The sequence below is a fragment of the uncultured Leifsonia sp. genome (genome assembly GCF_945957465.1).
GTDB lineage: Bacteria > Actinomycetota > Actinomycetes > Actinomycetales > Microbacteriaceae > Leifsonia.
The window spans coordinates 72,336-94,824 of the sequence record NZ_CAMFLC010000007.1 but is presented as its reverse complement, the minus strand read 5'-3'; the positions used below and the strand labels follow the sequence as shown (position 1 = coordinate 94,824).

Genomic DNA, 22,489 nt, shown 5'->3' with positions numbered 1-22,489 from the left:
ACGTCGCTCCGCCTCCAGGACTCGAACCTAGACCTCACAGCTCCAAAGGCTGTCGTGCTGCCATTACACCAAGGCGGACCGCGCAACGCGCACACACAGTCTGCCAGACTCGGCCGCGCGTGCCGCCGAGCCGGCGCAGCAGCCGAATAGCATGGAGGGATGGCCGAGGCACACGACGGGACCGCGCGCGGTGGTGCGCGCGACGAGGTGGACCGCATCGTCGGGGCCTGGCTCCGCGAGCGTCCCGACCTCGACTTCTCGCCGCTGCAGGTGCTCTCGCGGGTCGACCGGCTCTCCCGGCATCTCGACCGGGCGCGCCGCAGCGCGTTCGAGCGCTCCGATCTCGACTCCTGGGAGTTCGACGTGCTCTCGGCGCTGCGGCGGGCGGGATCGCCGTTCCAGCTGAGCCCCAAGTCGCTCCTGCAGCAGACGCTGGTGTCGTCCGGCACGATGACCAACCGCATCGACCGTCTCGTGGCGCGCGGCCTCGTCGAGCGCCGCACGGACCCCAACGACGGCCGCGGCATCCTGGTGCAGATGACCGCCCAGGGCCTCGCCAGGGTGGACGCCGCCATCACCCGGCTGGTCGACGCCGAGGCCGATCTGCTCGACTCGCTCTCGCCGGGCGATCAGGAGCGCTTGGCGGCGCTGCTGCGCAAGCTGAGCCTGGGATTCGACACCGGAGTCTGACCAGCCCTTGCAACGCGGGTTCCCAGCAGACTGTTATCCCGCTCTCATAAACTCGCCGCGATGAGACTTTCCCGCCTGAAGCGCCTCCCGTCCCGAGTGAAGCGCGCCGCTCGCTTCGAGATCCATGCGCACTGGCGCCGGCAGCCGCTCGTCCTCGGCTCGGTGTTCTACGAGTCCTTCTCGGGCAACGGGATGCTCGACAACCCGGAGGCGCTGTTCCGCCGGCTGCTGGCCGCACCCGATCTGAAGCACCTCACCCACATCTGGGCGCTCTCCGACCTCCACCGGTACCGCGCCGCCGTGGAGGAGTTCGCCGACGACCCCCGCGTGACGTTCGTGCGCTACGGGTCCGCGGCCTACTACCGGGCCCTGGCCACGAGCCAGTACCTGGTCAACAACGCGACGTTCCCGTTCGACTTCTCCAAGCGCCCCGGCCAGGTCTATCTGAACACCTGGCACGGCACGCCGCTCAAGCGCATGGGCTACGACATCGAAGACGGGGCGCTGGCCACCGCGAACATCGTGCGCAACTTCGTGCAGACCGACTACCTGCTGGCCGCCAACCCGTTCATGGCCGACCAGATGTACCGGAGCGCGTACAAACTCGACGGCATCTACCGCGGCACGATCATCGAAGAGGGCTACCCGCGTGTGGACCGGCAGTTCCTCGACGACGCGCAGCGCGACGACGTGCGCCGTCGACTCATCGCCTCCGGCATCCCGCTCGGCGACCGTAAGGTCATCCTCTACGCTCCCACGTGGAAGGGCCAGACGTTCGGACGACCGGAGGACGACCTCGACGCGCTGCTCGCGCATCTCCGCGAGGTGGAGGAGCGCATCGACTCCAGCCGCTACGCGGTGCTGGTCAAGACGCACCAGACGGTGCACGCGCTCGCCGCCGACCGCCCGGAGCTCGCTCGGATGCTCGTGCCCAACGAGATGCCGACCAACCTCGTCCTCGGCGCCACCGACATCCTGGTCGGCGACTACTCCAGCATCTTCTTCGACTACCTCCGCACGGGCCGGCCGATCCTGTTCTTCACACCCGACCTCGCCGAGTACGCGGGAACGCGCGGACTCTACTTCGAGCCGGACGAGTGGCCGGGGCCCACGCTCATGTCGGCGCGCGAACTCGGCGACGCGCTCGCAGCCGTCGCGGCCGACGGCGACCAGGTGCCGGCCGAGTACCGGGACCGGTATCTCGACATGCAGCGCCGGTTCACGCCCTACGAAGACGGCGCGGCCTCCGACCGCGTCATCGACATCGTGTTCCGCGGCGTGCGCGACGGGTACCGCCTGCGCACGTCGCTCGACGACGACGGCCGGGAGAAGATCCTGCTGTATCTGGGCGGTATGCGCCCCAACGGGATCACGACCTCCGCCCTCAACCTGCTCAACAACCTCGATCACGAGCGCTACGACGTGTCCGCGTTCTTCGCGCAGAGCGGCTCGCAGACGATCATCGCCAAGCAGCGTCGGATCCACCCGGCCGTGCGACAGTTCCCCCGTGTCGGCGGGATGAACGGCGCCAAGCTGCGGCACCTGGCCCGGCACCTCGACTTCCGGCGGGGTCGTACGGCCCAGCACGCGCAGACCGAGGCGCAGAACTTGCTCTGGGACGACGAGTGGTACCGCTGCTTCGGCGACAGCCGGTTCGACTATGTCGTGGACTTCTCCGGCTACGGCCCGTTCTGGGCGATCCTGCTCCTGCACTCCCCCGAGGCGCAGCGGTCGATCTGGATGCACAACGACCTCGCCGCCGATGCGCACCGCGAGGTCAACGGCGAGAAGCGCATGCTGCACTCGCTCACCCAGCTGTTCACGCTGTACGCGCAGTACGACCACCTGGTCTCGGTCTCGCCGACGCTGTCCGAGGTGAACCGCGCGTCGCTCGCCGAGTACGCGGAGCCGGCGAAGTTCCGCTCCGCGCTCAACACGGTCGATGCCGAGCACATCCTCGAGAACGCCGCGGCCGACCTCCACGCACTCGCCTTCGACGAGGAGACGGGCAGCATCCCCGACTGGGCGGAGCAGCTGCTGGCGGCCGACGACGACGTCACGACGTTCGTGAACGTGGGCCGGCTCTCTCCGGAGAAGAACCAGGAGCGTCTCATCCGCGCCTTCGCGCAGGTGCACGCCGAGAGCGCCAAGACGCGACTGCTGATCGTCGGCTCGGGTCCGCTCGCGGGCCACCTGGAGTCCGTGGTCGCGGAACTCGGGCTGGAGGGTTCGGTGTTCCTCACCGGCATGCAGCGCAATCCGCACGCCATCATGGCGAAGGCGGACTGCTTCGTGCTGTCCAGCGACTACGAGGGCCAGCCGATGGTCATCCTCGAGGCCCTCGTCCTGCAGCTCCCGATCGTCACGGTCGAGTTCGCCTCGGCCAAGAACGCGCTGCCGCAGGGCAGCGGCCTGGTGGTCCCGCAGTCGGTCGAGGGGGTTGCCGATGGGCTGCGCGCGTTCCTGCGCGGCGACGTGCCCGACGGCGGCTTCGACTGGGCTGCGTACAACCGCAAAGCGGTCGCCGAGTTCTACCGAGCGATCGGAGCCGCCCCCGACCCCGCGCCCGCCGCGGCTCCCGAAGCCGCGGCTCCCGAAGCCGCACCCGGCACGCCCGCGAAGCGGCAGAAGATCGGCTGAGAACCGCCCAGGAGGCGGATTCTCCGCCACCTCGGCGTGTGCGGGTCAGGCGCGCGCGACCAGGGCCGAGAGGTCCAGGCCCGCGGGCAGTTCCCCGTAGAGGGCTCCGCGATCCGGGCCGAGGCGGGAGGCGACGAACGCGTCGGCGACCGCCGCCGGGGCGTGGCGCAGGAGCAGCGAGGCCTGGAGGCCGACGGCGAGCGCGGCGACCAGGCTGCGGACCGTCGACTCGTCTGCGGCGGCGACAGCTCGTCGCACCCTGTCGTGGTGGGCGTCGAAGACCGCGTTCGCGCCCCGGGCGGCGGCGAGCTCGGCATCGAACGCCTCCGCGCTCGCGGGCTCGCGGGCCAGCGCGCGCAGCACGTCGAGCGCGATCACGTTTCCGGACCCCTCCCAGATCGCCATCACCGGCTGCTCGCGATACCGCCGGGCCAGCGGGAAAGCCTCGGTGTACCCGTTGCCGCCGAGGCACTCCATCGCCTCGTAGGCATGGCCGGGTCCGCGCTTGCACACCCAGTACTTGCTCACGGCGGTCGCGAGCCGCCGGAACGCGACATCGGTCTCCGAGGCGTCGTCGTCGTGCGCACGCGCCAGTCGCAGCGCGACGGCGGTCGCCGCCTCCGACTCGAGGGCCAGATCGGCCAGCACCGCCGTCATCGCCGGCTGGTCGACGAGCCGCCGGCCGAACGCCGACCGGTGACGCGCGTGCCACGCGGCCTCGGCGACGCCCTGCCGCATGCCGGCCGCGGTGCCGAGCACGCAGTCGAGCCTGGTGCGGTCGACCATCTCCAGGATGGTCCGGACGCCGCGGCCCTCCTCGCCGAGCAGATAGCCGACCGTGCCGTCGAACTCGACCTCGGCGGAGGCGTTGGAGCGGTTGCCGAGCTTGTCCTTCAACCGCTGGATGAGGAAGACGTTGCGCGCGCCGTCCTCCAGCACGCGGGGCACCACGAAGCAGCTCAGGCCTCCCGCCGTCTGGGCGAGCACCAGGAAGGCGTCCGACATCGGGGCCGAGCAGAACCACTTGTGGCCGGTCAGCAGCCAGCGCCCGTCGCCGTCGGCGAGCGCGCGGGTCGTGTTGGCGCGCACGTCGGAGCCGCCCTGCTTCTCGGTCATCGCCATCCCGAACAGGGCGGACGGCTTGGCCGGGCCGAGGCGGCCGTCGTACTCGCGAGAGAGCAGCCGCGGGATCCACTCGTCGGCGAGGCGCGGGGCGGCGGCGAGGGCCGGCACGGCCGCGTGCGACATCGAGACCGGGCAGGCGTGCCCGGGCTCCACCTGCGCGAACAGCATGAACGTCGCGGCCCGGGCGACGTTCGCGCCCGGCCGTGGATCGGCCCACGCGGAGGTGTGCGCTCCGGCGGCGACGGCCTGCCGGAGCACGCGATGGTAGCTCTCGTCGTAGTCGACCTCGTCGACGCGGTCGCCCCACCGGTCGAACGCGCGCAACTGCGGCTCGCGCACGTTCGCGCGCTCGGCGTCGGCCTGGAAACCGGCGGACCCGACCAGCCGCCCGACGGCGCCGAGGTCGGCGATCGCCCAGTCGGCGTCGTACCGTTCGACCGCCTCGCGCAGGGGGATGTCGGCGGCGAACTCGTCGAGGTCGACGCGCGGCGGGGCCTGGTTCACGACGGTGTGAGTGGGCATGCGGCGAGTCTAGTGCGGGCGCGCCGCGGGCTAGGGTGGACCGGGTGCACATCCCGATCGAGCTCACCACCGAGCGCCTCGAGCTGCGGCCCTGGCGCGACGACGATGCCGCCTTCGCGTTCGACCTCTACTCGCGGTGGGAGGTCGCGCGGTTCCTCGGCCGCGCGCCGGCCGTGCTGACCGACCCGGCGGACGCCGTGCGGCGCATCGCCCGGCTGCGGGCGCTCGAGGACGACCTGCGCGCGTTCCGCGTCGTCTCGGTGGCCGCCACCGGCGAACCGGTCGGAACCGTGATGCTGCAGCCGATCCCCGCGTCGGGCCCTGAGCCGTTGCGGCCGTCCGGCGACACCGAGATCGGCTGGCACTTCCACCCGGACCACTGGGGGCGCGGCTATGCGGCGGAGGCGGCCGGCGCGCTCCTCGCGGCGGCCCTGCGCGACCTGGATCGCGTCGTCGCCGTCACCTATCCCGAGAACGCGGCGTCGCAGCGGGTGTGCGAGCGCATCGGCATGCGCCGCGTCGGCCCGACGGACGCCTACTACAACGTGCGGATGGAACTGTTCGTGACGGCAACGGAGGAGCCGCACGGCGACACGCCGGCGGCCCGCAGTCAGCGGAGGTGATTCGAGCCCGGGCGGCGCGGGAGTCCTCCGGCGCCGATCGGTCCGGCATCCGCAGCGCGGTCAGCCCTCGAGCTGCTCCGAGAGTTCCAGCCAGCGGGTCTCCTGGTCGGCGATCTCGCCCTCCAGCGCGCGCAGCTCTTCGGTGAGGCGCCCGAGGCCGACGTAGTCGGACTGATCGTGGCGTGCGATCGACTCGTGGTGCTCGGCGACCTGACCGGCCAGCTTCGCGAGCCGCCGGTCGATCGACGCCAGCTCCTTCTCCGCCGCGCGCAGGGCCGCGCCGGAGAGAACCGGTGACGCGGCAGCGGTGGCCCCGGCCGCCGGGGTCGCGGCAGTGCCGGCCGCTGCGCTCGGCGAAGCGCTCCGCTCCCGTCGCAGCCGCAGATATTCGTCGATGCCGCCGGGCAGGTGCCGGAAGGCGCCGTCGATCACCGCGTACTGCTGGTCGGTCACGCGCTCGACGAGGTAACGGTCGTGCGAGACCACCAGCAGCGTGCCGGGCCAGCCGTCGAGCAGGTCCTCCATCGCAGCGAGCATGTCGGTGTCGAGGTCGTTCGTCGGTTCGTCCAGGATGAGCACGTTCGGCTCGTCCAGCAGGATCAGCAACAGCTGGAGGCGGCGCTTCTGACCACCCGACAGGTCTTTCACCGGAGTCGACAGCTGCGCGTTCGTGAAGCCCAGGCGCTCGAGCATCTGGCCGGGCGTGACCTCTTTGCCGCCCGCGAGGTAGGTGGTGCGCTTGTCGGCGACGACGGCGCTGACGCGCTGGTCGCGCACGGCGTCGAGCTCGTCGAGCTGCTGCGTGAGCGTGGCGATCTTGACCGTCTTGCCGCGCTTGACGCGTCCGGAGGTCGGCTCGACGCTGCCGGCGACGAGGCCGAGCAGGGTGGACTTGCCCGCGCCGTTGACGCCGAGGATGCCGGTGCGCTCACCGGGAGCGATGCGCCACTCCACGTCGCGCAGCACGGTCTTCGGCGGGAACTCCACGGTGACGTCGAGGAGGTCGACGACGTCTTTGCCGAGCCGGGCCGTCGCGAGCTTGGTCAGCTCGACCGCGTCGCGCGGTGCCGGCTCGTCGGCGATCAGCGCCGCGGCGGCGTCCATCCGGAACTTCGGTTTGGAGGTGCGCGCAGGGGCTCCGCGGCGCAGCCAGGCGAGCTCCTTGCGCATGAGGTTCTGGCGCTTGGTCTCGGCGACGGCAGCCATGCGGTCGCGCTCGACCCGTTGCAGGACATATGCCGCGTAGCCCCCTTCGAAGGGCTCGACGATCCCGTCGTGGACCTCCCAGGTCGAGGTCGACACTTCGTCCAGGAACCAGCGGTCGTGGGTGACCACCACGAGGGCGCCCGATCCGGCTGCCCAGCGCTGCTTGAGGTGCGACGCCAGCCAGGCGACGCCCTCGATGTCGAGGTGGTTGGTCGGCTCGTCGAGGAAGAGCAGGTCGTGGTCGTGCACCAGCAGCGCCGCGAGCGCCACCCGGCGGCGCTGGCCGCCCGAGAGCTCGCCGATGGTCGCCTCCCAGCGGATGTCGGCGACGAGACCGGCGAGCACGTCGCGCACGCGCGGGTCGCCCGCCCACAGGTGCTCCTCGCGATCGCCGACGATGGCCCGGCCGACGGTCAGTGCGTCCGGGAGGTCGTCGCGCTGGTCGAGCATCCCGACCGTCGCGTCCCGGCGCCGGGTGACGCGGCCGGAGTCGGGTTCGAGCCGCCCGGCGAGGAGGGAGAGGAGGGTCGACTTGCCGTCGCCGTTGCGTCCGACGACGCCGATGCGGTCGCCTTCGGAGACGCCGATGGTCACCGAGTCGAAGACGACCCGCGTCGGGTATTCGAGATGCAGCGATTCGGCGCCGAGGAGATGAGCCATACGGTCCTCCAGCCTACCGTCGCGCCGTCCGCCCGGACGCCGGAGGCGGATCACTCCCCCTCCTTGGGGGAAACCGACCATACGCCCGGGTGTGCGATGATCGACGAACCGGACCGCGCACTCCCGTTACCCGACCCGCGCGGGTGGATGGGGGCGACCGTGACCGACGTGGACTCGACGGCGCGGCCGCTCATCGGCCGGGACCGCTCCCGCGAGACCATCCTCCTCGTCGCGCATCGTGCGCTCGACCGCGGCGGCGCCGTGCTGATCACCGGCGAGGCCGGCCTCGGCAAGACGGCGCTGCTCGCCGATGTCGCCCAGCGGCTGGACGGCTGGACGGTGCTGCGGGCGAGCGCCGACTCGTTCGAGTCCGACCTCGCCTACGCCACCGTCGAGACCCTCGTCCGTGGCCTCGCCGCGCTCGGCGGCCGGCCGATCCGGCCTCCCGCCCCCGACGACGACGCGCTGACGGTCGGGCGGCTGCTTCTCGACGCCGTCGACGCGCTCTCCGGACCGGTGTGCCTGATCGTGGACGACGCGCAGTGGGTGGACGAGCCGTCGGCGCGAGCGCTGCGATTCGTCGTCCGCCGGATGTCGGATCGCGGCTTCCTCTTCACCGCCGCGACGCGGCCGCAGCCGAACAGCGTGTCTTCGCTGTTCGAGGACCTCGCGGCGTCGTCGGTCAACCACGCCCGTATCGACCTGTCGCCCCTCACGGTCTCCGACACGCAGGAACTCGCGGAGCACATTCTGGGGCACGCGATCTCGCGACGCACCGCGACCCGGCTGACCGAGGCCACCCAGGGCTCTCCGCTGCTGCTCAGCGTGCTCCTCGGGCAGCTGCGCGACACCTTCACGCAGGCCCTGCATCCGGCCGGCTGGGACCTGCCCGACACCGCGATCATGCCGCTCGCGTCGGCGATCTCGGCGGCCCTGGAGGGCGCCGACCGGTCAGTTCGCACTGCTGCCGAGTTCATCGCCGTGCTGCGCGACCCGCTCCCGGCCCCCGTGGTCGGCTCCATCGCCGCCCGCCTGGGCGAGCGGCTCGACGTGCCGGGGGCCGTGACGCGGGGCCTCGTGCTCGGAACGCCGCGCGACGGCGTGCTGTGGGTGGAGCCTGCGCACGCCCTCCTCGCCGATGCCCTGGCCGCCGGGCTCACCGTGGAACGGCGGGTGCAGATCCACCGGGTCGCCGCCGACGTGCTCGACGGGCACCGCGCCCTGCGGCACCGGGTGGAGGCCGCCGACACGGCCGACCCCCGCCTCGTCGACGAGCTGCTCACGGCCGCCCTGGCTGCGGCCGAGCTGGGCAGGGCGGAGCAGGCGATGAGCTACGCCCGCTCGGCCATGCACCTGGCCACGGAGGGCGAGCGGGAGCGTCCGCTGGTCGAGCTGGGGCTGCTCGCGCTGCGCTTCCGGCTGCACGAGCAGATCCTCGACCTGCGCCCGGCGATCGAGGCGCTTCCGGCGTCGCCCGCCCGCGATGCCGTGCTCCTGGAGCTGCGCACGCTCTCGCGCGACGTGCCGGGGGCGCTCCAGCTCGCCCTCCAGCTGGAGGCCGCCCCGGCGCGCACTCCCGACGAGCGCGCCATCCGCACCCACGTGGCCGAGGCGCTGCCCAAGGTGCTGATGGCGATGGGAGACTTCGCCGGCGTGCTGGACCACCTGGACACGGCACGCGAGCACATCGCCGCCTGCCCGCGCCCCGAAGACGTCGCAGATCCCGCGCTGCGCTGGCTCGCCGAACCGGAGGAGCACCTCGTCCGGCTGGTCGGCTGGGCGCTCATCTCGGCCGCGCACGCGCGGCGCCCTGACCTGTTCGCGCCGCTCACGGCGGAGCTCGACGCATTGCTCGCGCATCACGAGTCCCCGGCCGCCGTGGACGCGCTCGTGGCCCGGTCCCGAGTGCTCATCATCAGCGGCGACATCGAGGGCGCGCACGCCGACCTCGCGCGCGCCAACGACCTGGTCCGCCGCTTCCCGAGCAGCTGGACGGCGGGCTTCGTGCGGACGATGTACGCGCACCTGCTCTTCCTGTCGGGCGAGTGGGAGGAGTCGGTCACCCTGGCCGACACCGCGGTCGCGCTGGCCCTCGACGAGACCGACCTGTCGTGCTGGCCGATCGCGCTCTGGACGTCGACGCTCGTACGCGCCGGCCGAGGCGAGACCGAACCGGTGAACGAGCGCCTGCGCTCCGCCGCGAAGGCCGACCCGCGGATCACCGGATCGTACGACGGCGACCTGCCGTTCCTGGCCCGCGCCGAACTGGCACGCGCACTCGGGCGGCCGGAGGACCAGCACCGCGCCACCCTCGACGCCGAGGAGGCGGCGAGCCGCTCCTCGACACAGGGCTGGCTGACCTACCGGGTGGACGCACTGGCGGCACTCGGCCGCGCCACCGAGGCCCGGGCAGCGTACCTGCAGTGCGCCGCCCCCGGGCCCTGGCGGCCGTACTACGGCTCTCTGCGCTGGCTGGAGGGACGCGTGCTGGAGGCGGAGGGCAGCCGCGCAGAGGCGCTCGACGCGTACCGGGAGGCCGCGGCGTCACCCCGCTTCCCGTTCCCCGCCGCGATCGCGGCGCTCGACGCCGGCCGCCTGCTGGCGGCCGGAACCGTCGACGCAAGCAGGGCGACCCCGGCCGACGGCGACGCGGAACGCGCCGCCGGGATCGCGCTGCTGGAGCAGGCCGCCGCCACCTTCTGCCGGCTCGGCGCCAGCACCTACCTCGCCCGCACCGCCCACCTGCTGGACGCGATGCGCACCGCCGGCGACGCCGCGGACGCCCGACAGGCGTCGGCGGCCGACCCGCTCGCCTCGTTGACCACGCGGGAGCGTCAGGTCGCGCACGCCCTGGCCGCGGGGATGACGAACAAGGAGATCGCCGAGCGGCTCTACGTCTCGGTGACGACGGTCAACTTCCACGTGCGCAACATCCTCGCGAAGCTCGGGATGCGTTCCCGCCGTGAGCTCCGTGCCCTCGCGCTTCCCCGGCGCCGACCCGCCCGGAGCGACCGACCCGTCAAGAATTGACGGTTTCCGGGTCCCCCACTATGAGGACACGGCACCGCGGCGCTACCGTGGAAATCACCTGGGATGCCCGACCCGCACCGCGCGGATACGACTCCACCGACGAATCGTCTCAACCCGACGTGCGACGCGGGCTCGGGCATCCTCGGGCAAGACCGGCAACGGTCGGCAGCTCAGTCGCCCATGATCCGCGCGCCGTGCACCGGACCGGTCGCACGCACCGCGTGGATGCGGGCGGCGCTCAGCGCGATCTGCAGATCGAGCGCATTGTCGAGGTCGGCGGCGAGGAACGCGACGGTCGGCCCCGAGCCCGAGACGATGCCGGCCAGCGCGCCGTTCAACTCGCCGAGCTCGAGCACCTCGGCGATCCTCGGCACGAGATGGATGGCGGGCGCCTGGAGGTCGTTGCTGAGCGCCTCGGCCAGCATCGCCGGGTCCCCTGCGCGCAGCGCGTGCAACACGGGCGCGTCGACGCTCGGGCTGCGTTCAGCCGGTGCGATCTCGCCCGCGTGACGCTGACGGTGCCGGTCGAGCTCGCTGTAGACGGCCGGTGTGCTGAGCTCACCCTCCGGCAACGCGAGCACCCAGTGGAACTGCCCCGTCGCCAGGGCCGGGCTGAGCCGGTCGCCCCGGCCGGTGCCGATGGCGGTGCCGCCGATCAGCGCGAACGGCACGTCCGCGCCCAGTCGTGCCGCCAGCGCGAGCAGCTCGTCGCGGCCGAGCTCGGTGCCCCACAGTGCATCGCAGGCCACCAGGGTGGCGGCGGCGTCGGCCGAGCCGCCGCCCATTCCTCCGGCGATCGGTACGTGCTTGTCGATCTCGAGCCGGACGCCGCCGGTGTACCCGGTCTTCTTGGCGAGCAGCCGCGCGGCTTTGATGGCGAGATTGGAGTCGTCGGTCGCCAGGCCGCTGGTGTCGATGCTGCCCGCGAAACTCACCGAGAAGTCATCGGCACGGTGAGCTCGCACATCCTCATACAGCGACACGGCCTGGTAGGCCGTCGCGACGTCGTGATAGCCGTCTTCGCGGACGGCGCCGACGCGCATGAACACGTTGACCTTGCCCGGAGCGCGCACGTGGACGGCATCCACGTCCCACCCCGTACCCGCCTCGACCATGCCTCAAACCTACACACCGCGGGGGTGCTGCGCGGACCACCCGATCAGGTGGTGGCGGCGAGTCTCACGAAGTCGTCGAGCTCCAGCTGCTCGCCGCGCAGCGACGGAGCGATGCCCGCGGCCTCCAGCGCCGTCGCAGCCGCGGTCGGGTCGCCGAACACCGTCGAGAGCGACTGACGGAGGGTCTTCCTGCGCTGCTGGAAGGCGGCGTCCACCAGGGCGAACGTGCGCTTCCGCAGTGCCTCGTCCCCCCGCGGTTCCGGCCGGCGATCGAAGGCGACGAGCACCGAGTCGACGTTGGGCACGGGCCAGAAGATCTGCCTGCTCACCGTGCCCGCCGTGCGCCACGCGCCGTACCAGGCGGCCTTGACGCTGGGTGCGCCGTACACCTTGGACCCGGGGCCGGCTGCGATGCGGTGGCCGACCTCGGCCTGCACCATCACCACGCCCGATCGCAGCGTCGGGAAGGTCTCGAGAAAATGCAGCAGCACCGGCACGGACACGTTGTAGGGGAGGTTGGCGACCAGGCGCACCGGGCTCTCCGGGAGGGCGGACACGGCGAGCGCGTCCTGGTGCACGACCGTCAGCCGGTCAGCGACGGACGGCGCGAGCTGCCCGACCGTGACCGGGAGCTGCGCGGCCAGCCGACCGTCGATCTCGACGGCGACGACCCGTGCTCCGGCCTCCAGCAGCCCGAGCGTGAGCGAGCCGAGACCGGGCCCGACTTCGACCACGATGTCACCCTCGGCCACCTCCGCCACCCGCACGATGCGGCGCACCGTGTTGGCGTCGATGACGAAGTTCTGGCCGAGCTTCTTGGTGGGCGTCACGTCGAGGAGCTCCGCGAGATCGCGGATCTCGGCCGGTCCGAGCAGGCGCAGCTCGCTCACGCGATCGTCCCGATCGGCTCCGTCGGCGGCGACCCGACCGGCTCGCTGTCCCACCGGCCGTAGACCAGCTCGGTGTTGGAGTTGATCTGCGCCGCGAGCGTGGATGCGTCGGTGCCGATCGTCTCCGCCATCGCGCGCACGGTGAGCGGGATGAGGTAGGGCGCATTCGGCCGCCCGCGGAACGGGGTGGGCGTCAGGAACGGCGCATCGGTCTCGACCATGATCAGGTTCCGCGGCGCCACGCGGAGCGCCTCGCGCAGGCCGGGCGCGTTCTTGAAGGTCACGTTGCCGGCGAACGACATGAACCAGCCGTTCTCCGCGCAGATCCGCGCGAGCTCCACGTCGCCGGAGAAGCAGTGGAAGACGGTGCGTTCCGGGGCGCCCACCCGCTTCAGCGTCGCCACGACGGCCGCGTGCGCATCCCGGTCGTGGATCTGCAGCGCGATGTCGTTCTGCTTCGCGATCTCGATGTGCGCCTCGAACGACGCGAACTGGGCGTCGCGCCGCGGGCCCTCCTCGGTCCGGAAGAAGTCGAGTCCCGTCTCTCCGACGGCCCGCACGCGCGGGCGGCCGGCCAGTTCGGCGATCACCGCGAGAGCGTCGCCGAGCTCCCCGCGCTCGGCATAGTCGGGTGCGTCGTTGGGGTGGAGCGCCACGGCCGCGAGCATGCGCGGCTCGACGGCCGCGGTCTCGGCCGACCACCGCGAGGTCTCCACGTCGTTGCCGACCTGCACGACGCCGCGCACGCCGACGCTCGACGCCCGGTCGAGGTGCTCGCGATAGTCGAGCGGGTCATCCCCGTCGGCGATCTCCAGGTGCGTGTGGTTGTCGTACACCGGCACGACCAGCGCCTCCGGCAGCGGAGGGTACGCGAGGTCGCGGCCGTCGGTGACATGCCGCTGGCGGATGAACGCCGGGTCGGTCATGCCGCGGGCACCGCGTCCGCGTCGATCCGGGGGAACAGCGCCTCGAGGCCGTTGACCTCGGTGCCGGCCGGCAGCCGGCCCCAGTCGCCCGCGCGACGCAGCGGCTGCGCCTCCAGCGGTCCCAGCTCGTCCGTCGCCCCGAGCGCCGTCCACAGCTTGGCGGTCGCCTGGGGGATGACCGGCGACAGCAGTACCGCGAGGGCGCGGAGGCCCTCCGCCGCCGTGTACAGCACGGTCTGGAGACGCTCGCGCTTCGCATCGTCCTTCGCCAGGCTCCACGGCTCCTGCAGCGTGATGTAGCCGTTCAGCTCGTCGACCACCGTCCAGACGGCCGCGAGGGCGTCGTGGATCGCCAGCTTGCCCATCGCGGCGTCGGCGTCGGCCGTCGCCTTCGCGACGATCTCCTGCACGTGGAGGTCGGCCTCCTCGTAGGACGCCGCCGGCGGCACGATGCCCTCGAAGTACCGGGTCAGCATGGCGATGACGCGCGACGCGAGGTTGCCGAAGCCGTTCGCCAGCTCGGCCTGGTAGCGCGCGGCGAGGTCCTCCCAGCTGAACGAGCCGTCCTGGCCGAAGTTGATGGCGCGCAGGAAGTAGTACCGGAACGCGTCGGAGCCGAACGTGTCGGTGATCTGGGTCGGGGCGATGCCGGTGAGCTTCGACTTGGACATCTTCTCGCCGCCGACCAGCAGCCAGCCGTGCCCGAAGACCTGGTGCGGCACCTCCAGGCCGGCGGCCAGCAGCATCGCCGGCCAGATCACGGCGTGGAAGCGGAGGATGTCTTTGCCCACGAGGTGGGTGGCGGGCCAGCGGCGCTCGAAGGTCTCGTCGTCCTGGCCGTAGCCGACCGCGGTCACATAGTTGAGGAGGGCGTCGAACCACACGTAGACGACGTGGGACTCGTCCCACGGCACCTTGATGCCCCAGTCGAAGCTCGAACGCGAGATCGACAGGTCGCTGAGACCCTGCCGCACGAACGACACCACCTCGTTGCGCGCCGACTCCGGCTGGACGAAGTCCGGCCGCTCCTCGTAGAGCGCGAGCAGCCGGTCGGCGAACTCGCTCATGCGGAAGAAGTAGTTCTTCTCCTGCAGCAGCTCCAGCGGCTTGGAGTGGATGGCACAGACCTTCTGGCCCTCGTACTCCCCCGTGCCGTCGACGATCTCGCTCTGCGGCTTGAACTCCTCGCAGCCGACGCAGTACAGCGCCTCGTACTCGCCGGCGTAGATGAAGCCGTCGTCGTAGAGCTTCTGCAGGAACTTCTGGACGTTCTTCTCGTGCCGCTCGTCGGTGGTGCGGATGAAGTCGTCGTTGGCGATGTCGATCGTCTTCAGCAGCGGCAGCCACTCGTTCGTCACCAGCCGGTCGGCCCACTCCTTCGGTGTGGTGCCGTTCGCGGTCGCGGTGCGCAGGATCTTCTGCCCGTGCTCATCCGTGCCGGTGAGCAGCCAGGTGTCGTCGCCGGCCTGGCGGTGCCAGCGCGCGAGCACGTCCGCGGCGACCTCCGTGTAGGCGTGCCCGATGTGCGGGACGTCGTTGACGTAGAAGATCGGCGTGGTGATGTAGAACGCGGAGCCGTCGGACATGCTGACTATCCTACGGGCGCGCGCGGGATGGGCCGGCGATGTTACCGAGGCCGCCGCCGAGGGGCACGTTCCTGGGCGCTAGCGGTGGCGGGAGTCGAGCGCGGCCTGATAGAGGTCGCGCTTGGACAGACCAGTGGCCTCCGCGACCTCGGCTGCGGCGTCCTTGAGGCGCACGCCGTCGGCGACGAGGGCGAGCACCTGGTCGAGCGCCGTCGCCGGGTCGGCCTCCCGTGCGGGCGCACCCGCGACGACGACCACGATCTCGCCGCGCACCCCGTCGGCCGCCCACTCGGCCAGCTCGGCGAGCGGAGCGCGGCGCACCTCCTCGTGCAGCTTGGTCAACTCGCGGCAGACCACGGCCCGGCGGTCCGCGCCGAACACCGCGGCGAGATCGGCGAGGGAGGCCGCGAGCCGGTTCGGGGACTCGAAGAAGACCATCGTGCGCTGCTCGGCAGCGAGCGCGTTGAGCGCCGAGAGCCGCTCGCCCTGCTTGCGGGGCAGGAACCCCTCGAAGGTGAAGCGGTCGGTCGGGAGACCGGAGACGGCGAGCGCGGTGAGCACGGCGCTCGGCCCCGGGATCACGGTGACGTCGACGCCGGCAGCCGCCGCGGCCTCCACCAGCGGGAATCCCGGGTCGGAGACGGTCGGCATGCCCGCGTCGGAGAGCACGACCACGTCCTGGTCGCGGGCCAGCTCGACGAGTTCCGCCGCGCGTTCGCGCTCGTTGTGCTCGTGGAGCGCGATGAGGCGGGGCCGGTTGTCGATTCCGAGACCGGTCAGGAGCCGCTGGGTGACGCGGGTGTCCTCGGCTGCGACGATCGTCGCGGAGCCGAGCACCTCGGTCAACCGGGCGGAGGCGTCGCCGAGGTTACCGATCGGCGTCGCGGCGAGGATGATCATAGGTCCAGTCTGTCAGGATGTCCTGGTGAGCTCCCCTTCCCCTCTCGCGGGCGACACCGCGCACTCGTCGGCGCCCGCAGCCCACGTCGCACCCGAGCGCACCGGGAGCCGGCTCGACGACTGGTGGGCCCGGGTCCTGCGCACTCCGCTGCGGCTGAAGCTCTGGTACTGGGGAGCCCCGATCGGCGTGACCCTGCTCGCGGCCGTGCTGCGCCTGTGGGACCTCGGCTCGCCGCACGTGCTGGTCTTCGACGAGACCTTCTACGTCAAGGACGCCTGGAGCCTCTTCCACCTCGGCTACGAGGGCAGCTGGCCCGACAAGGCGGACCAGTCGTTCGCCGCAGGGAACACCGACGTGTTCTCCTCCTCGCCGTCGTTCGTCGCCCATCCCCCGCTCGGCAAATGGATCATCGCGCTCGGGATGGCCGCGACCGGCGCGGGGAACTCGTTCGGCTGGCGTGTCTCGACGGCGGTCGTCGGGACCCTCGCGGTGCTGCTGGTCTTCCTGATCGCGCGGATGCTGTTCTCCTCGACCATCCTGGCGACCATCGCGGGCTTCCTGATGGCGATCGACGGGCACGCCATCGTGATGAGCCGGGTGGCCCTCCTGGACGACATCGTGATGTTCTTCGCGCTCCTCGCGTTCGGCTGCATCCTGCTCGACCGCCGCTGGCACGCGACCCGGCTCGCGGCGCGCGTCGCCGCGGAACGGTCGGCCGGGCGCGACCCCGCTTGGGGGCCGGTGCTCTGGTGGCGCCCGTGGCTGATCGCGGCCGGCATCCTCGCCGGGCTGTGCGCCGGAGTCAAGTGGAGCGGTTTCTACTTCCTCGCGTTCTTCGCCGTCTACACCGTCGTGGTGGATGCGGTGGCCCGTCGGCGGGAGGGCATCGCCTTCTACGTCAGCGGCTCGCTGCTCAAGCAGGCCCCTGCGACCTTCGTGCTGATGGTGCCGATCGCCCTGGTCTCGTACATCGCCACCTGGACCGGCTGGCTCGTCACCAGCGGCGGCTACTACCGCGACTGGGCGGAGTCGGCGCACGGGCAGTGGACCGGCGCGCTCTCGTGGGTGCCGCTCTGGTTCCAGAACCTCTGGCACTACCAGACCGAGATGTACAACTACAGCATCAACCTGCACGTGCCCCACCCGTACCAGGCGAATCCGTTGACCTGGCTGTTCATGATCCGGCCGACGAGCATGTACTACACCGGCAACGCGTTCGGGCAGGCCGGCTGCACCGCCCCGGGCGGCTGCTCGGCGGCGATCACCTCGCTCGGCAACCCGATCATCTGGTGGGCCGCCGCCGCAGCGGCGTTCTATCTCGTCTACCGGCTGGCGCGCTATCGCGAGTGGCAGGCCGGCCTCATCCTCACCGGGCTCGCCGCCGGCTACCTGCCGTGGCTGCTCTACATCAACCGGACGATCTTCCAGTTCTACGCGATCGCCTTCGAGCCCTACCTGATCCTCGGCCTGGCCGCGGTCATCGGCATCGTGCTCGGGAGACGGACCGACCCGGAGCATCGACGGCGGCGCGGCATCGCCTGGACGGCGGTCTTCCTCGCGGTCGTCACCGCCGTGAGCGTCTTCTTCTGGCCGCTCTGGACGGCGCAGCAGGTGCCGTTCTGGTACTGGCAGATCCACATGTGGCTGCCCAGCTGGGTGTGAACGCTTCCGGCGCCTCGAGCCGTTCCGGCTGTCGGCCCCCGGTGGTAGACCGGTGGGTATGGATGCCGAAGAGCCGCTACACCTCGTCCCCCTTCCCGGCAGCGAACGACCGGAACGCACCGGTTACGAGGCGCACGGCGCCGTCGCGCCGCAAGCGCCCGTCCAGGCGACGCTGATCCTGCGACGCAGGACGCCGCTGCCGGAGGACGCGTTCGCGTCGCCGATGACCGCCCAGGAGCTGGGCGAGCGCTACGGGGCATCGCCGGAGGACCTGCAGCTCGTCGTCTCCACCCTCACCCGGCTCGGGGTGACGATCGACGAGGAGAACGCGGCAGAGCGTCGCGTGCGGGTGTCCGGCCCCGCGTCGGTCCTCGCGCGTGTCTTCGGAACCGACCTCGCCGAGTCCCGCCCCGCCGACGCCGGTGCGGACGCGCCGCGCTACCGCCAGCGCTCCGGCGGCCTGAGCATCCCCGCCGAGCTCGACGGGGTCGTGACCGCGGTTCTCGGGCTCGACGACCGCCCGCAGGCACGCGCCCAGTTCCGCGTCGCACGAACGGCCGCGGTCTCGACGAGCTACACGCCGCCGCAGCTCGGCACGATCTACGACTTCCCCGCCGGGACCGACGGCACCGGCCAGACGATCGCGATCGTCGAGCTCGGCGGAGGCTACGAGCAGTCGGACCTCGACACGTACTTCTCCGGCCTCGGCGTCCCCACGCCGTCCGTCACGGCGGTGGGCGTCGACGGCGGCGCCAACGTGCCGGGTCAGGACCCGAACGGCGCCGACGGCGAGGTGATGCTCGACATCGAGGTCGCCGGCGCCCTGGCGCCCGGCGCGGCGATCGTCGTGTACTTCGCACCCAACACCGATGCCGGTTTCCTGGACGCCGTCAGCACCGCGGCGCACGCGACACCGACCCCGGCGGCCATCAGCATCAGCTGGGGGCAGTCGGAGGATCAGTGGACGTCGCAGGCACGCACCGCCTTCGACCAGGCGCTGCAGGACGCCGCGGCGCTCGGTGTGACCACCACCGTCGCCGCCGGCGACGACGGCAGCAGCGATCGCGTCGGCGACGGGAAGGCGCACGTCGACTTCCCGGCCTCGTCGCCGCACGCTCTCGCCTGCGGCGGGACGCGCCTCGAGGCGGACACCTCCACCGGAACCGTCCGCTCCGAGACCGTGTGGAACAACGGGGCAGGAGGCGGCGCCACCGGTGGCGGTGTCAGCGCGGTGTTCGCCCTCCCGTCGTGGCAACGCACGGTCGGAGTGCCGTCGGGACCGGGAGGGACGGACGCGGGCGGCAACGCCAACGGCGCGGGTGGCCGCGGCGTACCCGATGTCTCGGCGGTGGCCGACCCGCAGACCGGCTACCAGGTGCGCGTCGACGGGAAGGACCTTGTCATCGGCGGGACCAGCGCCGTCGCACCGCTCTGGGCGGCACTGATCGCGCGACTGGCGCAGTCGACCGGAAAGCGCTTCGGACTCGTGCAGCCCGCGCTCTACGACTCGACACGGGCCGGACAGGTGGCCGCCGGGTTCCGCGACATCACCTCCGGCGACAACGGCGCGTACACGGCGGTCGCGGGCTGGGACGCGTGCACCGGCCTCGGGGTGCCGGAGGGGGCCCGGCTGCTCGCGGCGCTGTGAGATGAGCCGGGTGCTCGATCCACGCGACCAAATCGCCCGACACGAAGACTGCGGCTCGGCGTCCGTGCACCAGCTCGGCGTCAGTGCACCAGCTTGAGCCCGATCACGCACGCGACCAGGCCGAGGATGAGCAACAGCTTCACCGGCGAGAAGCCATCGCCGCCGAAGAACATCGCGTAGACCACGGTGAGTGCTGCGCCGATGCCCACCCACACGGCGTAGGCGGTGCCGGTGGAGATCTCGCGCATCGCGTAGGCGAGCCCGGCCATCGAGGCCAGCAGGGCGACGGCGAAGACGAGGCTCGGCCAGAGCCGGGTGAAGCCGGCCGACCTCCCCAGAGCGGTGGCCCACACGGCTTCGAGCACGCCGGAGAGGATGAGGACGATCCACGACACGATGACGACTCCTTGGCCAGTCTTGTCGCGTGCCGGGTACTGAACCGTCGTCCGGGATCGCCGTCGCCGCGATCGCCCCTACGGTACAGCGGCACGCTGTGCACACGCAGTGCACGCGGCCGGCCGGTCGATGTCCGCGTGTTACGAGCAGCGCGTCCGGTGCCCCGGCGGCCTCGGGTAGCGTGGCCGCATGGCTGATCGCGAATATGGCTTCCGGACGCGTGCGATCCACGCGGGCAACATCCCCGACCCCGTGACCGGAGCACGCGCCCTCCCGATCTACCAGACGAGCGCTTTCGTCTTCGACGACACCGCGGATGCCGCGGCGCGCTTCGCGCTGCAGAAGTACGGCAACATCTACTCCCGGCTCGCCAATCCGACCGTGGCCTCGTTCGAGGAGCGCATCGCGAGCCTCGAAGGCGGCTTGGGCGCCGTCGCGACCGCGAGCGGACTGAGCGCGCAGTACATCACCTTCGCGTCGCTCGCCGGCGCGGGTGACCACATCGTCGCGTCCGCCAACCTGTACGGCGGATCGATCACCCAGCTGGACGTCACGCTCCGCCGGTTCGGCGTGGAGACCACCTTCGTGCAGAGCTCCGACCCAGCCGACTACGCCGCGGCCATCAACGACCGCACGAAGCTCGTCTTCGCCGAGACGATCGCCAACCCGTCCGGCGAGATCGCCGACATCGAGGGCCTCGCGCAGGTGGCCCACGCCGCCGGGCTGCCGCTCATCATCGACTCCACCATCGCGACGCCGTACCTCAACCGTCCGATCGAGTGGGGCGCCGACATCGTCATCCACTCCGCCACCAAGTTCCTCGGCGGCCACGGCACGACCCTCGGCGGCGTCGTGGTCGAGAGCGGTCGCTTCGACTGGCACACCGACAAGTTCCCGCTGTTCGGCGAGCCGGTCCCGTCGTACGGCGGCCTGCAGTGGTCGGGCAACTTCGGCGAGTACGCATTCCTCACGCGGCTGCGCGCCGAGCAGCTGCGCGACATCGGCCCGTCGCTCGCGCCGCACTCCGCCTTCCTGCTCGCCCAGGGAGTCGAGACGCTGCCGTACCGCATCCAGGCCCACGTGGACAATGCGCGCGCGGTCGCCGAATGGCTCGACGCCGACCCCCGCATCGAGAAGGTCTACTGGGCCGGGCTGCCGGAGCACCCGCACCACGACCGGGCGCGGAAGTACCTGCCTCAGGGGCCGGGCAGCGTGTTCTCGTTCGTGGTGGCGGGCGGCCGGGAGGTCGGCCAGCGCCTCATCGAGTCGCTCAACCTGGCGAGCCATCTGGCGAACATCGGCGACGCCAAGACCCTCGTCATCCACCCGGCCTCGACCACGCACGCGCAGCTGACCGAGCAGCAGCTCCTCGACGCGGGCGTCCTCCCCGGCGTCGTGCGCATCAGCGTCGGCATCGAAGACGTGGACGACATCATCTACGATCTGGACCAAGCGCTGAGCGCGGCGCTGAAGGAGACGGCAGCATGACGACGACGGACGCGGCGACAGCCACATCGGGAACCGACCTGACCGACGTGCAGCTCGTGAACGGACTCAGCTGCTCGCTTCCCTCGGACTCGCCGCTGGCGAAGCTGCTCAAGTCGCAGCGCACCTGGACCGGACCGGACGCCAAGGAACGACTGCGCATCCTCCGCGCGGCGAAGTCCGTGGCGATCGTGGGGGCGTCGTCCAATCCGACCCGCTCGAGCTATTTCGTGGGAACGTACTTGCTGCAGTCCACCGACTTCCGCGTGTACTTCGTCAATCCCAACGCCGACACGATCCTGGGCCACCCGGCGTATCCCGACCTGGCCTCGCTTCCGGAGGTGCCGGACATCGTGGACGTCTTCCGCCGTCCGGCCGACATCCCGAGCGTGATCGACGAAGCCGCCGCGCTGGGCGTCCCGACGGTCTGGGTGCAGCTCGGGATCTGGAACCAGGAGGCCGCGGAGCACGGAGAGTCGCTCGGCCTCACCGTGGTGATGGATCGCTGCATCAAGATCGAGCACGCCCGCTTCCACGGCGGCTTGCATCTGCTGGGCTTCGACACCGGCCAGATCACATCCCGCAAGACCATCCGCTGAGGCGCGTCAGCGCGTTTCGACCACCTCCACTCGCCGAACCCGGGCGGCGGGCAGTGACTCGGCCGCTCGCGCGAGCCGGCCGTCGCTGGTCACGAGAGGAGCGGTGAGGAGCTCGGCCAGCGCCACGAACGTCGCGTCGAACGCGCTCATGCCGTGACGCAACTCCCAGACGCGATGCTCGACCGTCTCGAACGGCCAGACCTCGATCGGAAGCTCCAGCAGCTCGGCGTACGCCATTGATGCCTCCGCGTCGCTGAGCAGTCCGCGCAGGCGAAGCCTGCGCAAGACGTTCGCCGCCTCGACGAATATCAGGTCGGGGGCGGCCAGATCGCGACCGCGCAGCCGTTCCGCGACGGCCCGGCCGGCCTCGGAGGGGTCGATGAGCAGGCCGACCAGTGCACTCGTATCGACGACGACCGTCTCGGGTAGGCCGGGTGCGACGCCGATCATTCGCGACCTCCGGCGATGATGTCGAGGACGACCTCCCTGTCGATCGGAGGGAAGTGCTCGGCGCGGCGGCGGATGCCGTCGAGGACGTCGTCGATGGGTCGCTTGCCCGCCAGCCGGGTGAGTTCATGCACGAGGTACTCCTGGAGTGAGCGTCCCGACCGCGCCGCGCGCGCCGCGAGTTCGTCGCGGACATCGTCGGGAACGGACCGGATGGTGATCGAAATGGGCATGCATGCACTTTAGCAGCAGTGATGGCATTGTGCAGGTCTCCTGAGCGTCGAAGGCGGGACGCGAGCACGAACGCGTGCTCACTGCGTCCATCGTGTCCGACGGGC

The 22,489-nt window shown here is 71.4% G+C and carries 17 protein-coding genes, 1 tRNA gene, 1 pseudogene and 1 riboswitch; of the genes and pseudogenes, 8 read left to right on the top strand and 11 right to left on the bottom strand.

The genetic code is table 11. The annotated features are described in order from the left end of the window. Positions 1 to 6: 6 nt before the first annotated feature. Positions 7 to 78 (bottom strand) — tRNA-Gln (locus tag Q0Q23_RS05675). 81 nt (positions 79 to 159) lie between these two features. On the opposite strand from Q0Q23_RS05675, the gene Q0Q23_RS05670 reads away from it, so the two are divergent. Both Q0Q23_RS05670 and Q0Q23_RS05665 read left to right on the top strand, forming a co-directional pair. Then, positions 160 to 690: a MarR family winged helix-turn-helix transcriptional regulator gene (locus Q0Q23_RS05670; RefSeq protein ID WP_295120697.1), complete on the top strand. Its 531-nt coding sequence runs from the start codon at positions 160 to 162 to the stop codon at positions 688 to 690. A 60-nt stretch (positions 691 to 750) separates the two neighbouring features. Then, on the top strand, positions 751 to 3,330 hold the full coding sequence (locus Q0Q23_RS05665; protein WP_295120696.1) for a glycosyltransferase: 2,580 nt from the start codon (positions 751 to 753) through the stop codon (positions 3,328 to 3,330). 45 nt (positions 3,331 to 3,375) lie between these two features. Here the strand turns inward: Q0Q23_RS05665 and Q0Q23_RS05660 are convergent. Beyond that, positions 3,376 to 5,029: pseudogene (locus Q0Q23_RS05660) on the bottom strand (acyl-CoA dehydrogenase family protein). Between Q0Q23_RS05660 and Q0Q23_RS05655 the strand changes: the two are divergent. Next, on the top strand, positions 5,022 to 5,600 hold the full coding sequence (locus Q0Q23_RS05655; protein WP_295120694.1) for a GNAT family N-acetyltransferase: 579 nt from the start codon (positions 5,022 to 5,024) through the stop codon (positions 5,598 to 5,600). The pseudogene Q0Q23_RS05660 and the gene Q0Q23_RS05655 sit on opposite strands and share 8 nt — an antisense overlap. Positions 5,601 to 5,660: 60 nt before the next feature. On the opposite strand, the gene Q0Q23_RS05650 is transcribed toward Q0Q23_RS05655, so the two are convergent. Continuing rightward, positions 5,661 to 7,466 (bottom strand): ABC-F family ATP-binding cassette domain-containing protein, encoded by a 1,806-nt coding sequence (locus tag Q0Q23_RS05650; RefSeq protein ID WP_295120692.1) that lies wholly within the window; start codon positions 7,464 to 7,466, stop codon positions 5,661 to 5,663. Positions 7,467 to 7,562: 96 nt separating this feature from the next. Between Q0Q23_RS05650 and Q0Q23_RS05645 the strand changes: the two genes are divergently transcribed. Next, entirely contained in the window at positions 7,563 to 10,496 is a 2,934-nt protein-coding gene (locus Q0Q23_RS05645) for a LuxR family transcriptional regulator (RefSeq protein ID WP_295120691.1), read from the top strand. Between the two features lie 170 nt (positions 10,497 to 10,666). Here the strand turns inward: Q0Q23_RS05645 and Q0Q23_RS05640 are convergent, their stop codons facing one another. The 5 genes from Q0Q23_RS05640 to rsmI form a co-directional block, all read right to left on the bottom strand. Next, the gene (locus Q0Q23_RS05640; RefSeq protein ID WP_295120690.1) at positions 10,667 to 11,611 is read right to left on the bottom strand and encodes a 4-(cytidine 5'-diphospho)-2-C-methyl-D-erythritol kinase; all 945 of its coding nucleotides are present in this window, start codon (positions 11,609 to 11,611) and stop codon (positions 10,667 to 10,669) included. Positions 11,612 to 11,655: 44 nt separating this feature from the next. Further along, positions 11,656 to 12,501: a 16S rRNA (adenine(1518)-N(6)/adenine(1519)-N(6))-dimethyltransferase RsmA gene (rsmA, locus tag Q0Q23_RS05635; RefSeq protein ID WP_295120689.1), complete on the bottom strand. Its 846-nt coding sequence runs from the start codon at positions 12,499 to 12,501 to the stop codon at positions 11,656 to 11,658. Further along, complete coding sequence (locus Q0Q23_RS05630; RefSeq protein WP_295120688.1) at positions 12,498 to 13,427, bottom strand: TatD family hydrolase; 930 nt, start codon at positions 13,425 to 13,427, stop codon at positions 12,498 to 12,500. Before Q0Q23_RS05630 ends, rsmA begins: the two co-directional genes overlap by 4 nt. Then, entirely contained in the window at positions 13,424 to 15,013 is a 1,590-nt protein-coding gene (metG, locus tag Q0Q23_RS05625) for a methionine--tRNA ligase (RefSeq protein ID WP_295120687.1), read from the bottom strand. Before metG ends, Q0Q23_RS05630 begins: the two co-directional genes overlap by 4 nt. A gap of 78 nt (positions 15,014 to 15,091) precedes the next feature. Further along, entirely contained in the window at positions 15,092 to 15,913 is an 822-nt protein-coding gene (gene rsmI, locus Q0Q23_RS05620; RefSeq protein ID WP_295120686.1) for a 16S rRNA (cytidine(1402)-2'-O)-methyltransferase, read from the bottom strand. A 25-nt stretch (positions 15,914 to 15,938) separates the two neighbouring features. Here rsmI and Q0Q23_RS05615 point away from each other — a divergent pair, with 25 nt between their 5' ends. Beyond that, complete coding sequence (locus Q0Q23_RS05615) at positions 15,939 to 17,576, top strand: dolichyl-phosphate-mannose--protein mannosyltransferase (RefSeq protein ID WP_295120677.1); 1,638 nt, start codon at positions 15,939 to 15,941, stop codon at positions 17,574 to 17,576. Between the two features lie 58 nt (positions 17,577 to 17,634). Further along, on the top strand, positions 17,635 to 19,224 hold the full coding sequence (locus Q0Q23_RS05610) for a protease pro-enzyme activation domain-containing protein (RefSeq protein ID WP_295120674.1): 1,590 nt from the start codon (positions 17,635 to 17,637) through the stop codon (positions 19,222 to 19,224). Positions 19,225 to 19,304: 80 nt separating this feature from the next. Here the strand turns inward: Q0Q23_RS05610 and Q0Q23_RS05605 are convergent, their stop codons facing one another. Then, positions 19,305 to 19,619 (bottom strand): multidrug efflux SMR transporter, encoded by a 315-nt coding sequence (locus Q0Q23_RS05605; RefSeq protein ID WP_295120671.1) that lies wholly within the window; start codon positions 19,617 to 19,619, stop codon positions 19,305 to 19,307. An 11-nt stretch (positions 19,620 to 19,630) separates the two neighbouring features. Further along, positions 19,631 to 19,696, bottom strand: a riboswitch (guanidine-III (ykkC-III) riboswitch). A 113-nt stretch (positions 19,697 to 19,809) separates the two neighbouring features. Between Q0Q23_RS05605 and Q0Q23_RS05600 the strand changes: the two genes are divergently transcribed. Both Q0Q23_RS05600 and Q0Q23_RS05595 read left to right on the top strand, forming a co-directional pair. After that, positions 19,810 to 21,108 (top strand): O-acetylhomoserine aminocarboxypropyltransferase/cysteine synthase family protein, encoded by a 1,299-nt coding sequence (locus tag Q0Q23_RS05600; protein ID WP_295120668.1) that lies wholly within the window; start codon positions 19,810 to 19,812, stop codon positions 21,106 to 21,108. Beyond that, positions 21,105 to 21,704, top strand: coding sequence for a CoA-binding protein (locus Q0Q23_RS05595; RefSeq protein ID WP_295120665.1), 600 nt, complete (start codon positions 21,105 to 21,107; stop codon positions 21,702 to 21,704). Before Q0Q23_RS05600 ends, Q0Q23_RS05595 begins: the two co-directional genes overlap by 4 nt. A 6-nt stretch (positions 21,705 to 21,710) precedes the next feature. On the opposite strand, the gene Q0Q23_RS05590 is transcribed toward Q0Q23_RS05595, so the two are convergent. After that, positions 21,711 to 22,154, bottom strand: a complete 444-nt coding sequence (locus Q0Q23_RS05590; protein ID WP_295120662.1) for a type II toxin-antitoxin system VapC family toxin — start codon at positions 22,152 to 22,154, stop codon at positions 21,711 to 21,713. Further along, positions 22,151 to 22,384, bottom strand: a complete 234-nt coding sequence (locus Q0Q23_RS05585) for a FitA-like ribbon-helix-helix domain-containing protein (RefSeq protein WP_295120659.1) — start codon at positions 22,382 to 22,384, stop codon at positions 22,151 to 22,153. The genes Q0Q23_RS05590 and Q0Q23_RS05585 overlap by 4 nt, the downstream gene beginning before the upstream one ends. Between the last annotated feature and the right edge of the window lie 105 nt (positions 22,385 to 22,489).